This window comes from Streptomyces sp. NPDC048142, from assembly GCF_043202835.1.
Classification (GTDB): Bacteria; Actinomycetota; Actinomycetes; order Streptomycetales; family Streptomycetaceae; genus Streptomyces.
In genome coordinates this window covers 1-18,502 of record NZ_JBIDBC010000014.1, presented here as the reverse complement: position 1 = coordinate 18,502, position 18,502 = coordinate 1, and the positions used below count along the sequence as shown (strand labels likewise).

Annotated in this window: 11 protein-coding genes and 1 pseudogene; 6 read left to right on the top strand and 6 right to left on the bottom strand. The window is 70.0% G+C overall.

All coding sequences use genetic code 11. The features are described from left to right. Positions 1-35: 35 nt before the first annotated feature. The 4 genes from ACGF2Y_RS19175 to ACGF2Y_RS19160 all read left to right on the top strand — a co-directional run bounded on the left by ACGF2Y_RS19175 (position 36) and on the right by ACGF2Y_RS19160 (position 8,422). Positions 36-4,319, top strand: coding sequence for an Rne/Rng family ribonuclease (locus tag ACGF2Y_RS19175; RefSeq protein WP_392948688.1), 4,284 nt, complete (start codon positions 36-38; stop codon positions 4,317-4,319). Positions 4,320-4,653: 334 nt separating this feature from the next. Beyond that, positions 4,654-5,772 carry a DegT/DnrJ/EryC1/StrS family aminotransferase gene (locus ACGF2Y_RS19170; RefSeq protein ID WP_392948686.1) on the top strand — a complete coding sequence of 373 codons (1,119 nt, stop codon included), beginning with the start codon at positions 4,654-4,656 and terminating at the stop codon, positions 5,770-5,772. Next, positions 5,769-6,794, top strand: a complete 1,026-nt coding sequence (locus ACGF2Y_RS19165; protein ID WP_392948684.1) for a Gfo/Idh/MocA family protein — start codon at positions 5,769-5,771, stop codon at positions 6,792-6,794. The genes ACGF2Y_RS19170 and ACGF2Y_RS19165 overlap by 4 nt, the downstream gene beginning before the upstream one ends. Next, positions 6,791-8,422: a glycosyltransferase family 2 protein gene (locus ACGF2Y_RS19160; protein ID WP_392948681.1), complete on the top strand. Its 1,632-nt coding sequence runs from the start codon at positions 6,791-6,793 to the stop codon at positions 8,420-8,422. The genes ACGF2Y_RS19165 and ACGF2Y_RS19160 overlap by 4 nt, the downstream gene beginning before the upstream one ends. Positions 8,423-8,461: 39 nt before the next feature. Here ACGF2Y_RS19160 and ACGF2Y_RS19155 read toward each other — a convergent pair. Continuing rightward, positions 8,462-9,591: pseudogene (locus ACGF2Y_RS19155) on the bottom strand (RNA-guided endonuclease InsQ/TnpB family protein). 29 nt (positions 9,592-9,620) lie between these two features. On the opposite strand from ACGF2Y_RS19155, the gene ACGF2Y_RS19150 reads away from it, so the two are divergent. Together ACGF2Y_RS19150 and ACGF2Y_RS19145 are read left to right on the top strand one after the other, a co-directional pair. Further along, the gene (locus ACGF2Y_RS19150) at positions 9,621-10,904 is read left to right on the top strand and encodes a nucleotide sugar dehydrogenase (protein WP_392948678.1); all 1,284 of its coding nucleotides are present in this window, start codon (positions 9,621-9,623) and stop codon (positions 10,902-10,904) included. Between the two features lie 28 nt (positions 10,905-10,932). After that, positions 10,933-12,489 (top strand): glycosyltransferase family 4 protein, encoded by a 1,557-nt coding sequence (locus ACGF2Y_RS19145; protein ID WP_392948675.1) that lies wholly within the window; start codon positions 10,933-10,935, stop codon positions 12,487-12,489. A gap of 89 nt (positions 12,490-12,578) precedes the next feature. Here ACGF2Y_RS19145 and wecB read toward each other — a convergent pair whose 3' ends face one another. The 5 genes from wecB to ACGF2Y_RS19120 form a co-directional block, all read right to left on the bottom strand. After that, complete coding sequence (gene wecB / locus ACGF2Y_RS19140) at positions 12,579-13,673, bottom strand: non-hydrolyzing UDP-N-acetylglucosamine 2-epimerase (RefSeq protein WP_392948672.1); 1,095 nt, start codon at positions 13,671-13,673, stop codon at positions 12,579-12,581. Positions 13,674-13,876: 203 nt separating this feature from the next. Next, a complete protein-coding gene (locus tag ACGF2Y_RS19135) occupies positions 13,877-14,914 on the bottom strand; it encodes an acyltransferase family protein (protein ID WP_392948670.1) in 1,038 nt (345 codons plus the stop codon). 113 nt (positions 14,915-15,027) lie between these two features. Then, complete coding sequence (locus ACGF2Y_RS19130) at positions 15,028-16,521, bottom strand: N,N-dimethylformamidase beta subunit family domain-containing protein (RefSeq protein ID WP_392948667.1); 1,494 nt, start codon at positions 16,519-16,521, stop codon at positions 15,028-15,030. 233 nt (positions 16,522-16,754) lie between these two features. Further along, positions 16,755-17,357, bottom strand: a complete 603-nt coding sequence (locus tag ACGF2Y_RS19125) for an acyltransferase (protein ID WP_392948664.1) — start codon at positions 17,355-17,357, stop codon at positions 16,755-16,757. A 293-nt stretch (positions 17,358-17,650) separates the two neighbouring features. Continuing rightward, the gene (locus ACGF2Y_RS19120) at positions 17,651-18,085 is read right to left on the bottom strand and encodes a peptidase inhibitor family I36 protein (protein ID WP_392948661.1); all 435 of its coding nucleotides are present in this window, start codon (positions 18,083-18,085) and stop codon (positions 17,651-17,653) included. Positions 18,086-18,502 lie beyond the last annotated feature (417 nt).

Here is an 18,502-nt window from a genome sequence, read left to right as displayed (position 1 = left end):
GCGGCGCCCGGGAGCACGACGGGAGAACCGCCCGCATGCCTCAGCCGAACGAACCCGGCACGACCGGGAACAACGAAGAGAACACCCCCGGCGACAAGCTGCCGCCGCGCCGCAGGCGCCGCGCCGCTTCCCGCCCGGCGGGCCCGCCCGGTGCTGCCGCGGCCCCCGCCGAGGACGTCACGCCGGCCATACCTGCCGACGGGTCCGCCGCCCCGGCCGCGGACGACACGCCCGGCGAGACGGTCACCGAGACCGCCGCGCCCGCCCGTACGCGCCGCCGCGCCGTGCGCAAGGCCACCGCGCCGGCCGGCGCCCCGGAGCCGGTGGAGAGCACCCCGGCCGCCGAGGCCCCCGCGCCGGTCGCCGAGGTCCCCGCGCCGGTTGCCGCGCCTGCCGCCGAGGAGGCGCCCGCCGCGCCCGCGCCGCGCACCCGTCGTCGCGCGGTCCGCAAGGCGACCGCCCCGGCCGGTCCGCCGGAGGCCGCCGAGGCTCCCGCCCCGGTCGTCGAGACGCCGGCCGAGCCCGTCGCCGACCTCGACCCCGAGGCCGTCGACCCCGAGGAAGAGACCGTGGTCGCCGTGGAGATCCCCGCCGAGGCCCCCGCGCCCCGCCGCCGTCGCGCCTCCCGCAAGGCCACCGCCCCCGCGGGCGCCCCGGCCGCCGCGGAGGCCGTCGTGGTCGAGCCCGCTGTCGCGGCCGAGCCCGCCAAGGCCGCCGAGCCCGCCGCTCCCGTCGCCGGGGCGGAGCCCGCAGAGGCCCCTCGCGGCCGCACCCGCCGCCGTGCTTCGGCCCCGGCCGGTACGCCCCAGGCCGCCGCGCCCGTCGCCGAGCCGGTGACCGAGCCGGCGCCCGCAGCCGAGACCCCCGCCGCCGAGGTGGAGGCCGAGGAGGAGACCCCCGCTCCGCGCGCCCGCCGCCGCGCGTCCCGCAAGGCGTCCGCGCCCGCCGGTACGCCGCGGGCCGCCGCCGAGCCCGCCGAGAACGCCGCCGAGCCCGTCGAGGCCGGCGAGAGCCTGCCCGCTGCCGTCGCCGAGGAGCTCGCCGCCGAGGTGGAGGAGGTCGAGGAGGCCGCCCCGCGCGGCCGCCAGCGCCGCCGGGCCACCGCCGCCGGCCGCCCCGAGTTCACCGCGAAGACCGAGGAGCCGTCCCGCAAGGGCCGGCGCGCGACGCGCCCCGCCGTCGCCGTCTTCCAGGCCCCGGTCTTCTCCGAGCCGATGTTCCAGACCCCCGAGACCGCGGCCGCCGCCGCTGCCACGGTCGGTTCCCCCTCGCCGTACGACGAGGTGGAGGAGGCCGAGGAGCAGCAGACCGCCGAGGTCGAGCAGGCCGCCGCGCCCGCCGAGGCCACGCCGCAGGGCGGCTCGCGCCGCCGTCGCCGCCGCCGTGGCGAGGCCGCCGAGGCAGAGCAGCAGGCCGCCAAGCCCGTCGAGAGTGCCGAGGAGCCCGCCGAGGAGGCCCCCGAGGCCGAGGCGGACGAGCAGGAGGGCGAGGACACCGACGAGTACGGCGACCGCCCCTCGCGCCGTCGCCGTCGTGGCGGCCGCCGTCGCCGTCGTGGCGAGGCCAACGACACGGACGACGAGCAGAACGCCGACGAGGCGCCCGCGCCGTACCGCGCCGAGGAGACCCGCTCCGAGGACGGGCAGGACCGGGGCCGGGCCCAGGACACGGACGAGAGCGACGAGGACGACGACTCCTCCGCCTCCGGGTCGAGCAGCAGCCGTCGCCGTCGCCGTCGCCGTCGCCGCAGCGGTGACGCCGCCGCCGAGGCCGACCACGGCACCGCCGACGACCCGGAGCGTACGGTCGTCAAGGTCCGCGAGCCCCGCAAGAAGGAGGAGCGCGAGCCGGGCACCGGCTTCGACGAGGTCCAGTCCATCAAGGGCTCGACCCGTATGGAGGCCAAGAAGCAGCGCCGCCGCGAGGGCCGCGAGCAGGGCCGCCGCCGGGTCCCGATCATCACCGAGGCGGAGTTCCTCGCCCGCCGTGAGGCCGTCGAGCGGGTGATGGTCGTCCGCCAGAGCGGCGAGCGCACCCAGATCGGCGTTCTCGAGGACAACGTGCTCGTCGAGCACTACGTCAACAAGGAGCAGGCCACCAGCTACGTCGGCAACGTCTACCTGGGCAAGGTCCAGAACGTGCTGCCGTCCATGGAGGCCGCGTTCGTCGACATCGGCAAGGGCCGCAACGCCGTCCTGTACGCCGGTGAGGTCAACTTCGAGGCGCTCGGCATGGCCCACGGGCCGCGCCGCATCGAGACCGCGCTCAAGTCCGGCCAGTCGGTCCTGGTCCAGGTGACCAAGGACCCGATCGGCCACAAGGGTGCGCGTCTGACGAGCCAGGTCTCGCTGCCCGGCCGCTACCTCGTCTACGTACCCGAGGGCTCGATGACCGGGATCAGCCGCAAGCTGCCCGACACCGAGCGCTCCCGCCTCAAGACCATCCTCAAGAAGATCGTTCCCGAGGACGCGGGCGTCATCGTGCGCACCGCCGCCGAGGGCGCGAGCGAGGACGAGCTGCGCCGTGACGTCGAGCGGCTCCAGGGGCAGTGGGAGGACATCCAGAAGAAGGCGAAGGGCACCAGCGGCTCCAACGCGCCGACGCTGCTCTACGGCGAGCCGGACATGACCGTCCGGGTCGTCCGCGACATCTTCAACGAGGACTTCTCCAAGGTCATCGTCAGCGGCGACGAGGCGTGGGAGACCATCCACGGTTACGTCTCGCACGTCGCGCCCGACCTCACCGAGCGGCTGTCGCGCTGGACCTCCGAGGTCGACGTCTTCGCGACGTACCGCATCGACGAGCAGCTGATGAAGGCGCTGGACCGCAAGGTCTACCTGCCCAGCGGCGGTTCGCTGGTGATCGACAAGACCGAGGCGATGATCGTCGTCGACGTCAACACCGGCAAGTTCACCGGCCAGGGCGGCAACCTGGAGGAGACCGTCACCAGGAACAACCTGGAGGCGGCCGAGGAGATCGTGCGCCAGCTGCGGCTGCGCGACCTCGGCGGCATCGTCGTCGTCGACTTCATCGACATGGTGCTGGAGTCCAACCGGGACCTGGTGCTGCGGCGGCTCCTGGAGTGCCTGGGCCGCGACCGCACCAAGCACCAGGTCGCCGAGGTCACCTCCCTGGGCCTGGTCCAGATGACCCGCAAGCGGGTGGGCCAGGGGCTGCTGGAGTCCTTCTCCGAGACCTGCGTCCACTGCAACGGGCGCGGGGTCATCGTCCACATGGAGCAGCCGACCTCCGTCGGCGGTGGCGGTGGTGGCAAGAAGTCCAAGAAGCGCGGCCGCGGCGGCGCGGGCCACGAGCCCGGTCACGAGCAGGACCACGACCACGACGAGCACGCGGCCGAGCCCGCCGAGACCGAGGCCGAGCTGGCCGCGGAGGTCGCCGCCCCGGTGGCCGTGGAACCCGAGGTCACCGCCGACGAGGAGTTCTACAGCAGCCCCGCCGAGGCCGAGGCGGCCGCCACGCGTGGCCGCGGCCGTCGTCGGGCCTCCCGTAGGGCGTCGGCCCCGGCCGGCGCCCCGAAGGCCGAGGCGCCCGCCCCGGCCCCCGTCGCCGAGGCCCGGCCCGAGCCGGTCCTCGACACCCCCGCCGAGGCTCCGGTCGCCGAAGCCCCGGAGGCCCCCGAGGCTCCGGTCGAGGCCGCGCCCCAGGGGCGTACGCGCCGACGGGCCACCCGCAAGGCGACCGCCCCGGCGGGTTCGCCGAAGCAGGCCGAGGCCGCGGTGCCGGTCCGGCCGGCCGAGCCCACCACGGACCCGGTCGCGGTCGAGGACCCGGTCGTCGAGGCGCCCGCCGCCGAGGCACCGGCCCCCGAGGCACCGGCCCCCGAGGCACCGGCCCCCGAGGCACCGGCCCCCGAGGCACCGGCCCCCGAGGCACCGGCGGAGAAGGCCCCCGAGGCCGAGGCCCCCGTGGCCGCCCCGCCGCGTGCCCGGCGCCGGGTGACCCGCAAGGTCACCGCCCCGGCGGGCTCGCCCACCGGCGCCGAGGAGGCGGCGGTCGTCGTCGTCGAGCCGGCGGCCGAGGCGAAGGCCTCGGCAGCCGAGGCCGCTGAGGCCGCGGCGACCGGCGAGTCGGAGGAGGCGCCGGTGGCGAAGAAGACGGCCCGCAAGGCCGCCGCCAAGAAGGCCCCGGCGAAGAAGGCGGCGGCCAAGAAGACCGTCGCGAAGAAGACCGCCGCCAAGAAGACGACGGCGAAGACGACCGCGAAGAAGACGACGAAGAAGACCGTCGCCGCCGAGCAGTCGTCGCCGTCCGTAACGGCTTCCGCGCCTTCCGTGGAGGGCGAGTCGTCGGCGAGCTGATGAATCCGTAACCGGTCGTTCATCTTCAGGTGTCCCGCTCCGAGCACGTCGGAGCGGGACACCTGCTTTGTTTCAGAACTGATGCGGGGGCCGGTTAACGGATCAGGAATGGGTCAAGAAATTCCTGATAATGTGACGACGGTTGCCATGCGTGTGAGCGTTCCTCACGAAAACTACGGTTGGTGACAAGGCCCGGCGAAGATACCGACCGGGCCGGATTCCTCGGCAGGGCGTCGGCATCGCGCCGGTGGGGTTACGCGCGACCTCGGTAAGACGTCCCGCACCTCGGAGCTCTGCCTGGTACGAGCTCTTGCGGTGTTCAAGGAGGACGTTCATGACGAGCATCAACGAACAGCCGATTCCCGCTGCCCGCCCGGTCATCGGCGAGGACGAGATCGAGGCCGCGGTACGCGTGCTGCGCAGCGGTCGTGTCGTGCAGGGCCCGGAGGTCGCGGCTTTCGAGGACGGCTTCTCGCGCCTGGTCGACGACCGGCACTGCGTCGCCGTCAACTCGGGCACCTCGGCTCTCCACCTGCTGCTGCTGGCCCTGGGCATCGGCCCGGGTGACGAAGTGATCGTCCCCTCCTTCTCCTTCGCCGCCTCCGCGAACGCGGTCCGCCTCGTGGGTGCCGACGTGGTGTTCGCCGACATCGAGCCGGGCAGCTTCGGCCTCGACCCAGCGGCGGTCGAAGCCGCGATCACGCCGCGCACCGCCGCGATCATGCCGGTGCACCTGTACGGTCACCCCGCGGCGATGGACAAGCTCATGCCCATCGCGGACAAGCACCGGCTCGCCGTGGTCGAGGACGCCTGCCAGGCCCACGCCGCGGCACTGAACGGCACCCCCGTCGGCGCGTTCGGCGCGGGCGGCACCTTCAGCTTCTACCCGACCAAGAACATGCACTCGCTCGAAGGCGGCATGGTCACCACGGCCGACGCGGAACTGGCCCGCACCCTGCGCCTGCTGCGCAACCAGGGCATGGAGCAGCGCTACGCCAACGAGATCGTCGGCGCCAACATGCGGATGACCGACGTGTCCGCCGCCGTCGGCCGCGTACAGCTCGGCAAGGTCGAGGGCTGGACCGAGCAGCGCCGCGCCAACGCCGCGTACCTCGACGCGCACATCACCGCCCCGGCCGTCACCACGCCGCCGGTGGCCGAGGGCGCCCGGCATGTCTACCACCAGTACACCGTGCGGATCAGCGGCGACCGGGACGCCGCGATGGCCAGGCTCACCGAGGCGGGCATCGGCAACGCGGTCTACTACCCGACGCCGATCCACCGGCTCAAGCCCTACTGGGAGCCGGACCAGAAGGCCGGCCGCACCTGGGATCTGCCCGAGACCGAGAAGGCCGCCGCCGAGGTCGTCTCGCTGCCCGTCCACCCCTCGCTCACCGAGGGCGACCTGGCGCGGATCGCCGCCGCGGTGAACTCCCTGGGGGAGAACCTGTGAGCGCCGCACTGAAGGCCGGACTCGTCGGCCTCGGCTCCATGGGCCGCCACCACGCCCGCGTCCTCGCCGGCCTGGAGGGCGTCGAGCTGGTCGGCGTCGTCGACCCGATGGGCGACAAGAACGGCTGGGCCCAGGGCGCCCCCGTCCTGTCCGCCGTCGAGGAGCTCATCGCCCTCGGCGTCGACTACGCCGTCGTCGCCTGCCCCACCGGCCTGCACGAGGAGGTCGGCCTCCAGCTCGCCGACGCCGGTGTCTGCGCCCTGGTCGAGAAGCCGCTCGCGGACACCGTCGAGGGCGCCCGCCGCCTCGTCGACGCCTTCGAGTCGCGCGGCCTGGTGGCCGGCGTCGGCCACATCGAACGCTGCAACCCGGCCCTGCTCTCGCTCCGCGCCCGCCTGGAGGCCGGCGAGCTGGGCGACGTCTACCAGGTCGTCACCCGCCGCCAGGGCCCCTTCCCGCACCGGATCGCCGACGTCGGCGTGGTCAAGGACCTGGCCACCCACGACATCGACCTGACGGGCTGGGTCACCGGCCGGACGTACACGTCGATCGCCGCCCACACCGTCTCCAAGTCCGGCCGCCCGCACGAGGACATGGTCTCCGCCGTGGGCCAGCTGTCCGACGGCACGATGGTCAACCACCTGGTCAACTGGCTGAGCCCGCTCAAGGAGCGGTTCACCTCGGTCACCGGCGAGCGCGGCTGCTTCATCGCCGACACCCTCACCGCCGACCTCACGTTCCACTCCAACGCCGCGGTCACCACCGAGTGGGAGGCGCTGCGCGCCTTCCGCGGGGTCTCCGAGGGCGACATGATCCGCTACGCCATCCCCAAGCGCGAGCCGCTGCTCGTCGAGCACGAGCTGTTCCGCGACGCTGTGCAGGGCAAGCCCGCCGACATCTGCACAATGCGCCAGGGGCTTCGCACGGTCGAGGTGGCCGCCTCCGTGCTGGAATCCGCCGCCAACGGCACCACGGTCCTGATCCCGACGGACCAGGAGCAGGGGCAGGAGCCGAGCCGGTGACCGTACCCGATGTCACGGTGGTCGTAGCCGTCTACAACACGATGCCGTACCTCACCGAGTGCCTCGACTCGCTGGTGGGCCAGAGCATCGGTCATGAGCGGCTGCAGGTCGTGGCGGTCGACGACGGCTCGACCGACGACAGCGGCAAGGAGCTCGACCGCTTCGCGCAGCGGTACCCGGACGTCTTCACCGTCGTCCACCAGCCCAACTCGGGCGGCCCGGCCGCTCCGAGCAACCGCGCCCTCGATCTGGCGACCGGCCGATTCGTGTACTTCATCGGCTCGGACGACCACCTGGGCGAAGAGGCGCTGGAGCGGATGGTCGCCTGCGCCGACGCCAACGATTCCGATGTGGTCGTCGGCAAGATGGTCGGCACGAACGGGCGTTACGTCCACCAGAAGCTGTACACCGGCAACCGCGACGTCACCCTCGACGACTCCGCGCTGCCCTTCACCCTGGCCAACACCAAGTTGTTCCGCCGGGAACTGGTCGAGAGGCACGGACTCCGCTTCCCCGAGGACATGCCGGTCGGCAGCGACCAGCCGTTCACCATCGAGGCGTGCGTCCGGGCCCGGAAGATCTCCGTGCTCTCCGACTACACCTGCTATTACGCGGTCAAGCGCGGCGACGCGAGCAACATCACCTACCGGGCGAACCACCTGGCCCGGCTCCGCTGCGTCCAGCGGATCATGGAGCACACGGCCGTTCTGATCCCCGCCGGTCCGCGGCGCGACGCCGTGTTCAAGCGCCACTTCGACTGGGAGCTGACCAAGCTCCTGCAGAAGGACTTCCCCACGCTCGACGCCGACACCCGCCGCCAGGTGGGCGAAGGCGTCGGCGCGCTGGTGGACGCCTACTTCACCGACGGCCTGCGCGACGGCACCGGGGTCAAGCGCCGGGTGCGCTTCGGCCTCGCCCGGAGCGCCGCCGTCGACGAGCTCACCCGCGCCATCGCGCAGGAGACCGAGCACGGGGCGCCGCCCTTCCTGCTGGAGGGCGACCGCGCCTTCGCCGCCCACCCCGGGTTCCGGGACGCGGCCGTCGGCCTCGACGACCGGTACTACGAGGTGCTCGGCGAGTCGGTGGCGGGCCGGCTCTCCACGAGTACGCGACTGGTGTCGGCGAGCTGGGAGCAGAACGGCGAGGATCTCTCGCTCACCGTGAAGCTGCGCGTCGGCATCACCGGCGACGCCTCCTCAGCCGTCGTCGCCCTCGCCCAGGGCGCCATGCCGAAGAGCGCGGACAAGCCCGGCGCGCGCAAGCTCCCGGAGGACACCCCGCGCCCGGAGCGCGTCGGCACGCTCACCGCCGACGCGGCCGAGGACGGCGGCGGCACCCTGCTGACCGCCCGCTTCCCGCTGGCGCCCACTCGGACCAAGAGGGGCGTCCGCCTCTACGTGGACGTGGCAGGCTCTACGTATGAGATCCCGGTCCGCACCGAAGGCCGGCCGATGCCGCTGGCGCGCCGCTGGGGGACCACCGACCCCCACCGCGTGGCGGCGAACACCAACCCGAAGGGCCGGCTCGTGATCACGACGGCCCCCCTGCGGGAACCGAAGCCCGGTGTGGGCGCACGGCTGCGCCGAACGCTGTCCAGGTCGATCGAATCGAAATCGAAGAGGAAGTAACCCGTTGACATCCTCCCCCTCCTGAATGGAGGGGGATTCCTACGGCTCGTGCCGTGGGGTTTTCTGCTTCGTCGCCGACTGCCCGCCCGGAGAACTCCGTTGAGGTCTTACACCAGCTCCACAGACTGTCACCGAGAGCCCCTCGGCCAGCACGTTCTTCGCGGCGTTCACGTCACGGTCGTGAGTGACACCGCACACGCACGTCCAGGTGCGGACGTTCAGCGGCATCTTCCCCTGAAGCGTTCCGCAGGCGGAGCACAGTCTGGAGGAGGGGAACCAGCGGTCGACGGCGACCAGGTCCCTTCCGTACCAGGCACACTTGTATTCCAGCATGCCGCGCAGCGTGGTCCAGGCCGCGTCCGAGATGGCGCGGGCCAGGGAATGGTTCTTGACCATGTTGCGTACGGTCAGGTCCTCGATCACGATCGTTTGGTTCTCACGAACGAGCCGAGTGGTCAGCTTGTGCAGGTGATCCCGCCTGCGGTCGGTAATGCGGGCATGGACCTTCGCGACCTTCCGGCAGGCCTTCGCCCGGTTCGCTCCGTCACTCCTGGTCTTCTTCGCCAGGTTCCGTTGGGCTTTCGCCAGGCGAGCCCGGTCCTTGCGTTCATGCCGGGGGTTGGTGACCTTCTCCCCGGTGGAGAGCGTCACCAGGCTGGTGATCCCGGCGTCGATCCCGACCGCGTTCGTGGCCTCGGGCATCGGTGCGGGGATGTCGTCGCACAGCATGGAGACGAACCAGCGCCCGGCCGCGTCCTGCGACACGGTCATGGTGGACGGGGATGCCCCTTCGGGAAGGGGACGGGACCACACGATGCCGAGCGGTTCGCGCATCTTCGCGAGGGTGAGCTGCCGTGGTAGCGGAAACCGCTGGTGGTGTACTCGGCGGACCGGCGGGACTTCTTCCTCGACTTGAAGGCCGGGTACTTGGCCCGCTTGCCGAAGAAGTTGGTGAACGCCATCTGCAAGTGCCGCAGCGTCTGCTGCAACGGCACCGACGACACCTCGGACAGGTAGGCCAGTTCCTCGGTCTTCTTCCACGAGGTGAGCATCGCGGAGGTGGCGTTGTAGTTGACCCGCTCCTGACGAAGCGTCCACGCCTCGGAGCGTGCGGCGAATCCCAGCTCGTTGCCCTGCTCCACAGGAGCTGTGTTTCCTCCCCGAGCCAAAGCACGGGGTATCCAGACAGGAGGAAAAGATGAATATCTGTGTAGTCGCGCTCGGCAAGATCGGACTTCCGCTCGCCGTGCAGTTCGCCGCCAAGGGCCACAAGGTCATCGGCGCGGACGTCAACGAGAAGGTCGTCGAACTCGTCAACGCGGCCACCGAGCCGTTCCCCGGTGAGCACGACCTCGACGTCAAGCTCAAGGAGACCGTGGGCGCCGGCCTGCTCTCCGCCACGACGGACACCACGGCCGCGGTCGCCGCGTCCGACGCCGTCGTGGTCGTCGTCCCGCTCTTCGTGGACGCCGAGGGCACTCCCGACTTCGGCTGGATGGACGCCGCCACCAAGGCCATCGCGGCCGGCCTGAAGCCCGGCACCCTGGTCAGCTACGAGACCACGCTGCCGGTCGGCACCACCCGTACCCGCTGGGCGCCGATGCTGGCCGAGGGCTCGGGCCTGACTCCCGGCGAGGACTTCCACCTGGTCTTCTCCCCGGAGCGGGTGCTCACCGGCCGGGTCTTCGCCGACCTGCGTCGCTACCCCAAGCTCGTCGGCGGCATCGACGAGGCGTCCGCCGAGCGCGGCGTCGCCTTCTACGAGGCCGTCCTCGACTTCGACGGGCGCCAGGACCTGCCCCGCCCCAACGGCGTGTGGGACCTCGGCACGGCGGAGGCCTCCGAGCTGGCGAAGCTCGCCGAGACCACCTACCGCGACGTCAACATCGGCCTGGCCAACCAGTTCGCCCGGTTCGCCGACCAGAACGACATCGACGTCAAGAAGGTCATCGAGGCCTGCAACAGCCAGCCCTACAGCCACATCCACCAGCCCGGCATCGCCGTCGGCGGCCACTGCATCCCGATCTACCCGCGGATGTACCTGTGGAACGACCCGGAGGCCACCGTCGTGCGCTCGGCCCGCGAGGCCAACGCCGCGATGCCCGCGTACGCCGTCGACCTGCTGGCCGCCGCCTACGGCGACCTGGACGGCGTCGGGGTCCTGGTGCTGGGCGCGGCCTACCGCGGCGGCGTCAAGGAGACCGCGTTCTCCGGTGTCTTCGGGGTCGTCGAGGCACTCAAGGCGCGCGGCGCGGTGCCCTTCGTCTCGGATCCGATGTACACCGCCGAGGAGCTGACCGCCCTCGGCCTCGTCCCGCACGAGCGCCAGGCCGTCACCGCCGCGATCCTCCAGGCCGACCACGCCGAGTACCGCGAGCTGGCCGCCGCCGACCTCCCGGACGTCCGCGTCCTGGTCGACGGCCGCCGCACCACGGACCCGGCCAACTGGTCGGGCGTACGCCGCGTGGTCATCGGTGGCTGAACACCAGCCAGTAGAGAGAATGGAAGACATGCGAGAAGGACGCCCTGGACGAGTCGTGATGCTCGTCGACAACACCATCGACGGTGACTCACGTGTTCAGAAGAGCGCGCGGGCCATGGCGGAAGCGGGGTGGGAGGTCCACCTCATCGGTCGGGCGCCCTCTTCCGGATCCGACAGCTACCTGATCGGCGACGCCCAGATCCACCGGCTACCGCTGAGGCGGCTGCCCCCGCGCACGACCCTCAGGCGGCGCGTGTCCAAACTCCGCTACCCCCTGTCCTACCCCAGCCAGGACCGGGCGTTGCTCAAGACCCGGAGTATCAAGGTCATCTGGGCTGAACTGGAGATGAACAAGGCCGCGGTCGATGCGCGCACCGGTATCTCCAAGGAGCCGAAGACCAAGCAGCTGCCGCTGCTGGCTCAGCGCGCCGCTGGGAAGCTCCGGCGCACCACAATCAAGGTCCGGACGCGGCAGACGAAGGATCGCACCGGCAGCTGGGGCGATCAGGACGGGGCCTGGGAGGAGGTGGAGCGACGTTTCTGGAGCACCGCCATGGGAGACCGGGCTTGGCGCCGGCTCGACCCGCTGCCGCTCCGCTACGAGCTCAGCTACCGTGACAAGATCGAGCAACTCCAGCCCGATCTGATCCACGCCCATGACTTCCGGATGATTGGCGTCGCGGCCCGTGCGGCGGTCCGCGCCCGCCAGTCGGGCCGGAAGGTCAAGGTCGTCTACGACGCGCACGAGTTCGTGCCCGGTCTGGCACAAGCCAGCCGCTCGCGGAAGTGGCTGGCCTCGCAGGTCGCCTACGAGCGCGAGCACATCGGATTCGTGGACGCGATCGTGACGGTCTCTCCCGCCCTGGCGGAGATGCTGGAGACCGCGCACGGCCTCGCCGAGCGGCCGGTGGTGACGCTCAACGCACCGCCCAAGCTGGTGCCGGACGCGGCGGCCGACGGGGAGACCTGGACCACGGCCGAAGGCGCGCGGGACGTCCGTGAGGCGTGCGGCCTGGGGCCGGACATCCCCCTGGCTGTCTACTGCGGAGGGGCGGCGCCTCAACGGTGCCTGCATACCATCGTGGAATCGTTGCAGCACACACCCGACGTGCACGCGGCATTCATGATCAACAACCTCGACGGGGACTACGTGAACTCCCTGCGAGCGCTCGCCGCCGAGATCGGGGTCACGGACAGGATCCACCTGATGCCGTACGTTCCGTACGACGTGCTGGTGCGGTTCCTGTCCACCGCGGACGTCGGCATCCACCCGCTGCGCAAGGGCCCCGTCAACCACGAGGTCGCGCTGAGCACGAAGTTCTTCGAGTTCATGCAGGCGCGGCTGCCCGTGGTGGTCAGTGATGTCAAGGCCATGTCGGACGAGGTCACGCGCGTCGGCAACGGCGAGATCTTCCGTTCCGAGGACAGCAAGGACTTGGCACGGGCCGTCGGCATGATCCTCAACGACCGGAGCCGCTACACCGCCGCGTACGACCGGCCAGGCATGCTCGACGAGTGGAGCTGGGAGGCACAGGCGGAGAAGTATGTCGTCCTGTACGAGCGGCTGCTGAAGGACCTCGGCTGATCACCGCGGCCGGTCGGCGCACCGACCGGCCGTGACGGCGAAGGGCTCACCCGCGGGCAGCGGATGAGCCCTTCGCCGGTTTCACGGGGTCAGGCGCGGCGGGTGGCCTGCTCCATGAGCTGGACGACGCGCTGGGCCGCCGTGCCGTCGCCGTACGGGGCGCCACGCGGGACCTTCGGGGCGGGGCGTGTGGCGAGGGCGGACCATTCGGCGGGAGCCATCGCGTGGGGGTCGGGGACCAGGTAGTTCCAGCCGTCCTCAAGGGTCTCGACCCACTCGGTCTCCGGCCGGATGGTCGTGCAGACGCGATCCAGCAGGAATGCTTCCTTCTGGAGCCCACCGGAGTCCGTCACCACACCGGACGAGGCGAGGACGGCGGCGACGAGCCCGGCGTACGGCAGCGGTCGGCCCACGTGGACGGACCCCTGCGTCAAGTTGATGCCGTGCTGCGTGGCGCGGGCTGTGAGCCGGGGGTGGGCCAGGAGCGCCACCGGAACGGGCAGCGAGGCCAGGGCCCCGATGATGGCGGACAGCCGCTCGGGGTCGTCCGTGTTGTCCGGGCGGTGCAGGGTCGCGAGCAGGAACGGCTCGGCGGGGTCGATGCCTTCGGGCAGCGCCGGAGCCGGGTGCTCCCCCGAGAGGACGGCGTCCCGGATCCGCAGGCAGATGTCGACCATCACGTCGCCGGCCAGCGCCGACCGCTCGGCGAGGCCCTCGGCGGCGAGATGGCGCATGGCCTCCTCGGTCGGCGCCAGCAGCAGATCGGCGCAGTGGTCCGTCAGTACCCGGTTGTGCTCCTCGGGCATCCGGCGGTTGAACGACCGGAGGCCGGCTTCCAGGTGTGCGACGGGAAGGTGCTGCTTCACCGCCGAAAGGGCCCCGGCGATCGTGGAATTGGTATCGCCGTACACCAGGACCCAGTCGGGCTGTTCGGCTTCCAGCACCGGGTCCAGGGCGGAAAGCACCGACCCGGTCTGTACTCCGTGGCTTCCGGAGCCGACGCCGAGGTGCACATCCGGGTCAGGGATGCCGAGACCGGAGAAGAAGACATCCGAAAGGTCCGCGTCGTAGTGCTGTCCGGTGTGGACGATGACGTGCTGGTGATCCGTCTGAGCGAATGCTGCTGCGACAGGAGCCAGCTTCACCAACTGGGGGCGGGCACCTACGATGCTGATGACTTTCATTGCACGCTCTTCTTCTCAGTGGTTTGACGTGGAGGTACGGGGAACTCCGTCACGTTCACGAACGTGACGGGAGCTGTCGAGGCCTGCACTCACGGATTGCTTCGCGCGAGGGCCACGGGCAGAGCCGCCAGGACCCCGGCTGCGGAGCAGACGTTCGAGTGGATGTTCCAGGCAATGGTAAGCAAACGCGGCCAGGGCCAGGCTCAATACCAGTGTCGTGACCCAGATGCCGACGATGTCGAGACCTCCCACCGGGGCGCCGAACACTCCCACCAGAGCTCTGAGCACGATCTCGTGGAATAGATACCAGGCGAACGACCACTGTCCCAGCCTGACCATGACGGGCCCGGCCAGAAGAGTGCGCCGCCGCTCCACGTCGGCCGTCGCCGCCGCTCCACGTCGGCCGTCGCCGCCGCCGCGACCAGGAGAGCGAAGAACGGCGCGGACAACAGGTGGGAAGCGCTGTAGGGGCTGTACCAGACACTGTCGGACACCGCGTCGGACCAGGGGATCAGCACCAGGTGCCAGACGGCGACCAACGCGACGGCCGTAGGAAGCCCGCACGGAGGGCGCCAACCGCGCTTGACGGCCAGCCCTGCGGCGATGCCCAGAGTGAACTGGAGCGTCCGGGTCGGTGGGAAGTAGTCGAGCGCCCACAGCCGTACCAGCGAGTCGGTGAACAGAGCGCCGCTCAGCCAGATGCCAACCGAGCCCGCGCACACGGCGACGGCGACCACCGCGCGGCCGCGTGAACTCCGCATCAGGGGGAGCGACAGCAGCACCGGGAAGAGCAGGTAGAACCATGCCTCGTCGCTGAGTGACCAGGCCGCGGGGTTCCCTCCCACCAGATAGGAGCGTTCGGGAACCCAGGAGTTCACGAGGGCCAGTGTGGCCGCTACCCCGCGCAGGGAGATATCGGTGCCCAGAGCGCGCCACACGGCGACGGAAGCCATGGTCGACACCGCCAGCAGGGGCCAGATCCGGGCGAACCGGCGCCAGAGGAAGACGCCTGTCGGCACGGTCTTGCCGTCGTACGTCCAGGCCAGCACGAACCCCGACAGGATGAAGAAGAAGGTCACCCCGCTCCGTCCGTACCAGGCGAGATCGCTGATCCCGGGCAGCTCACCGGCCTGCCGGGACAAGTGGTAGAGCACCACGACCAGGGCTGCCCAGAAACGTAGTCCGGTCAGCGAATCCAGCCGGGCTCGACCTGTGGCCTCTGGCTTGAGGTCCCGCACCATGAGCGTCACTTTCTTCCAGGGGTGGAGATGTCAGAGGCCATCGGGGGAGGTCAGGCTGGCCCCGGCCCACGGACCTTGGGCGAGCTTTGATCGGCGGGGGCCATGAACGACGGCTAAGAGCTCCGGCCTGTCAGCATCTTGGTCATCAGGTTCGTCGTGGCTCGCTGGATCTGCGTGTTCACATGCTCCGGGGCGCTGAGGGCGAGCGGCCAGTGGAACGTCCCGGCGACGAAGACCAGGGTGCCTGCACCGTCCTGGCACAGACTTGTGTTCTGGATCCTGCGGCCCCGGCCCATCCGGTCACTGTACGGAGACTCGGAGAGCAACGTCTGTTCGGCGTTCTCGGGCCGTGGCATGGAGTCGTCGAAGCCGTCCGCCTCGACAGCGATCAGATCCGGGATCTGGTCGTCGTCGCGCAGTCCCGTCCCCGCCCAGAACCAGTGCTTGCTCTCCCGGACCACCAGCGGCACCGGTTGGGCAGGCATCCCGTTGTACTGGACTCCCAGCAGTCCCTGTTCGGCCTGGCGGTGCTTCTTGCCGATGGTTCGCCAACGCTCGGTTGCTCCGCCCGCGCCGGGGTCAGGGTCCTCGTCCTGCTTGTAGCAGGTCACCACACGACTCTGGCGGTCGTCGCCGGACGCCTCGACACGTATGTGGAAGTAGATGTTGTTCGATCCGAAGAACGCGAGGTGGGTTCCTGCGGCGACCGCCTCCTCGGCCCAGTCGCGCATGTCCTTCGACCAGTACTCGTCGTGTCCGGAGAAAATGATCGCCGTGTACCGGGACGCGTCGAGCAGGCCTTCGTGAAGGTCGACGCTGCTGGCGTACGTGACGTCGTATCCGGCTTCCTCCGCCCAGCGGACCGCACTGGTGTCCATCTCGAACCACGAGGGCAGCCCGACATGCGCGTAGGGACGGTCGAAGGAGACCTGGAATGCGCGCTCCGGATTTCCGCCTATCTTCCCGTCGGGGGTGAAACCCTTGTACAGGTTCTTCCCGATGCGGCCGTCCGAAGGCCACATGTTGTAGGCCTGGTATGTCGTGAACGGAATCACCATCAGGACATCGGAACGCCGCTTCGGCTCGCGTATGACGAAGGGGGTGTAGCTGCGGAAGCCGTCGTCGGAGGTGAACACCGCCAGATGCAGCCCGGACACCCAGGTTTCCGGTATCTCCAGGGTCCAGGAGACCGGCCAGTCGCAGGCTATGAGTCCGGTCGCGGCATCGGCCTCGGGCCTGGTGCGGGCTTCCACGTCCACCGGGTCGCTGGTCACCAGATGCCGGGCTCCCTGGCCTCCGTAGTGGCCGAGGCGGTAGATCGCCACAGTGCATGCCTGTGCGGTGTGGGACCACAGGTGGAAGTCGATGGATTCGCCGGGACCGGCGGAGGTCGTCGAGGCGTATCCCTGGATCTGCGCCGCTTTGTCGTTCGCGGCGACCGTCCCGTCGTGTCCGGCGACCCATTCCTGCGATCCGGTGGCCGTGTTCTCGTCGACCACCGGATTCTTGCCAGTGCTCGCCTCGGGACGCTGGATGTCCGCGGACTCCGCCTCACCACGCAACTGATAGCCGGCGACGGCAACCGCCCCGATACCCAGAGCGCCCAAGGCAGTACGACGAGACAGTTTTGACACAGACAGGTCCTCCGGGCCGGACGAAGGGCCTTCCGCCGCACTCGTCTCATCACGTGCGCGACAGGACTGCACGGAGGGGCGGTGCGACCGGTCGGCAAACGGCCATCCTATGGGTGGCAAAAGCAGGAAGTCTGCTGATGCGCTATGCAGTTGGACACATTTTGTTCGCCTGTCCCTGCGCAACGGAAGGGAGACAGCTGCGTGGCTCAGGTCCGTGCCTCTTCGAGAGCTCCGTCCTTCTCCTCGTATACCGCCCCGCTCTGCGGGCACTCCCACACCCCCGGCTCGCCCTCGCGCGCGACCAGCCGGACCCCGCTGTGACCGACCCAGCCGATCTGCCGGGCGGGCACACCGACGACCAGGGCGAAGTCGGGGACGTCCTTGGTGACCACGGCGCCGGCCGCGACCATCGCCCACCGGCCGATACGGACCGGCGCGACACACACCGAGCGGGCGCCGAGCGAGGCGCCCTCGGCGACCTTCACGCCGACGGCCTCCCAGTCGCCGCCGCGCTTCTGCTTGCCGTCCGGGTCGACCGAGCGGGGGTTGTGGTCGTTGGTGAGGACGACGGCGGGGCCGACGAAGACGCCGTCGCCGAGCTCGGCGGGCTCGTACACGAGGGCGTAGTTCTGCAGCTTCACGTTGTTACCGATTCGCACGCCGGTGCCGACGTACGCGCCACGGCCGACGACACAGCCTTCGCCCAGCCTGGCCCCCTCGCGGATCTGCGCCAGCTCCCAGACGCTGGAACCGGCCCCGATCTCGGCGGTCTCGTCGACCTGGGCGGTGGGCTGGACCCTGTAGTTCACGGCATGCCTTTCGGAGAGCTGATGTGCCCGGAAAGCATAAGGGTGTCCCCGCACGCCGCCCCGCGGTGGGACGGTGGGCGGGACACCGCCCCGCACGCCGGTCTGGTGGGTCGGACGACGCTGCCGGTCCGGTGTTTCTCCGGTGCCTTGACGCCGGTGCCGGTGCCGGTAAACGTAAAGGAACTCGATGCGTCGACCGTCGACGCGTGTATCCGGGCGGTAGAGGCAGCCGACGTCGACCTTCCCGTCCTTGTAAGCCGTCGGACATGGGCTGGCCAGCAGCCCAGAAATTATTAGGGTCGCGCATTTCCCATGCATACCGACCATGCAGTGTTAACCGGGATACTGCTGCTGAATTTACCCGCCACAAGCGTACGAGCCTTGCTCCATCCTGTTCCGGTGTCAAACTCCCATAGGTAAGCATTTACTGGAAGGTTATTTACGTAAGAATTCACGGATCCGAAATCGAGGAATTCAAACAAATTGAAGCATGCGTTGGTGCTGGCGGAAACTATCTTCTCTCCGCCAAATTGTGTTCTGTCGTAAACGCAGAGGTATCTCGAGGCGCAGCCGCCGACAGCGGAGGCCGGTGTCGCTGTCGCCAGTGATACTCCCGCGAGCAGCGCCAAGGCCGAAACTCCGATTGCGGTGTTTTGTCTCCAGCTCATGCTGTCTTCCTCCATAACTGAACACGGAATGAACATTTCGCGCAACAGGTAGGTTCCCATGCCGTCCGCATCCTGCACAGTTGTTCCAAGCCAACCTGGTGGCCGGTCACAACGGCGCTCTAGAAGAGCATTTGAGATGTGGTCCGACAAAACGTATGCCTCGAAACCGCTGAGCTTGACTCCGCCAGGGATCTTGGAGTTGAGGTGCTCGTTGTCCCTTGCCCCCTTCCGAGTGCGCGAGTCCCGCCTCTGACTGTGCAGGGTGCTCGGGCGAGTGACTGTTCAGGGTGCTCGGGCGAGCAAACGCTGCTGGTACGACGCCGATGCTCGCGCTCAGCCCCCGCAAGAGGTGGCATTGATCTGAGAGGGCGGAATGAGAGTGCATAGGAGTTTTGTCGTCACCTGAACGTGTGGCGGTGCGGCATCCCGGCCGGTCGTCGGCCATGGGCATGTTGGGCTGGTCGCTGTGAGCGAGCG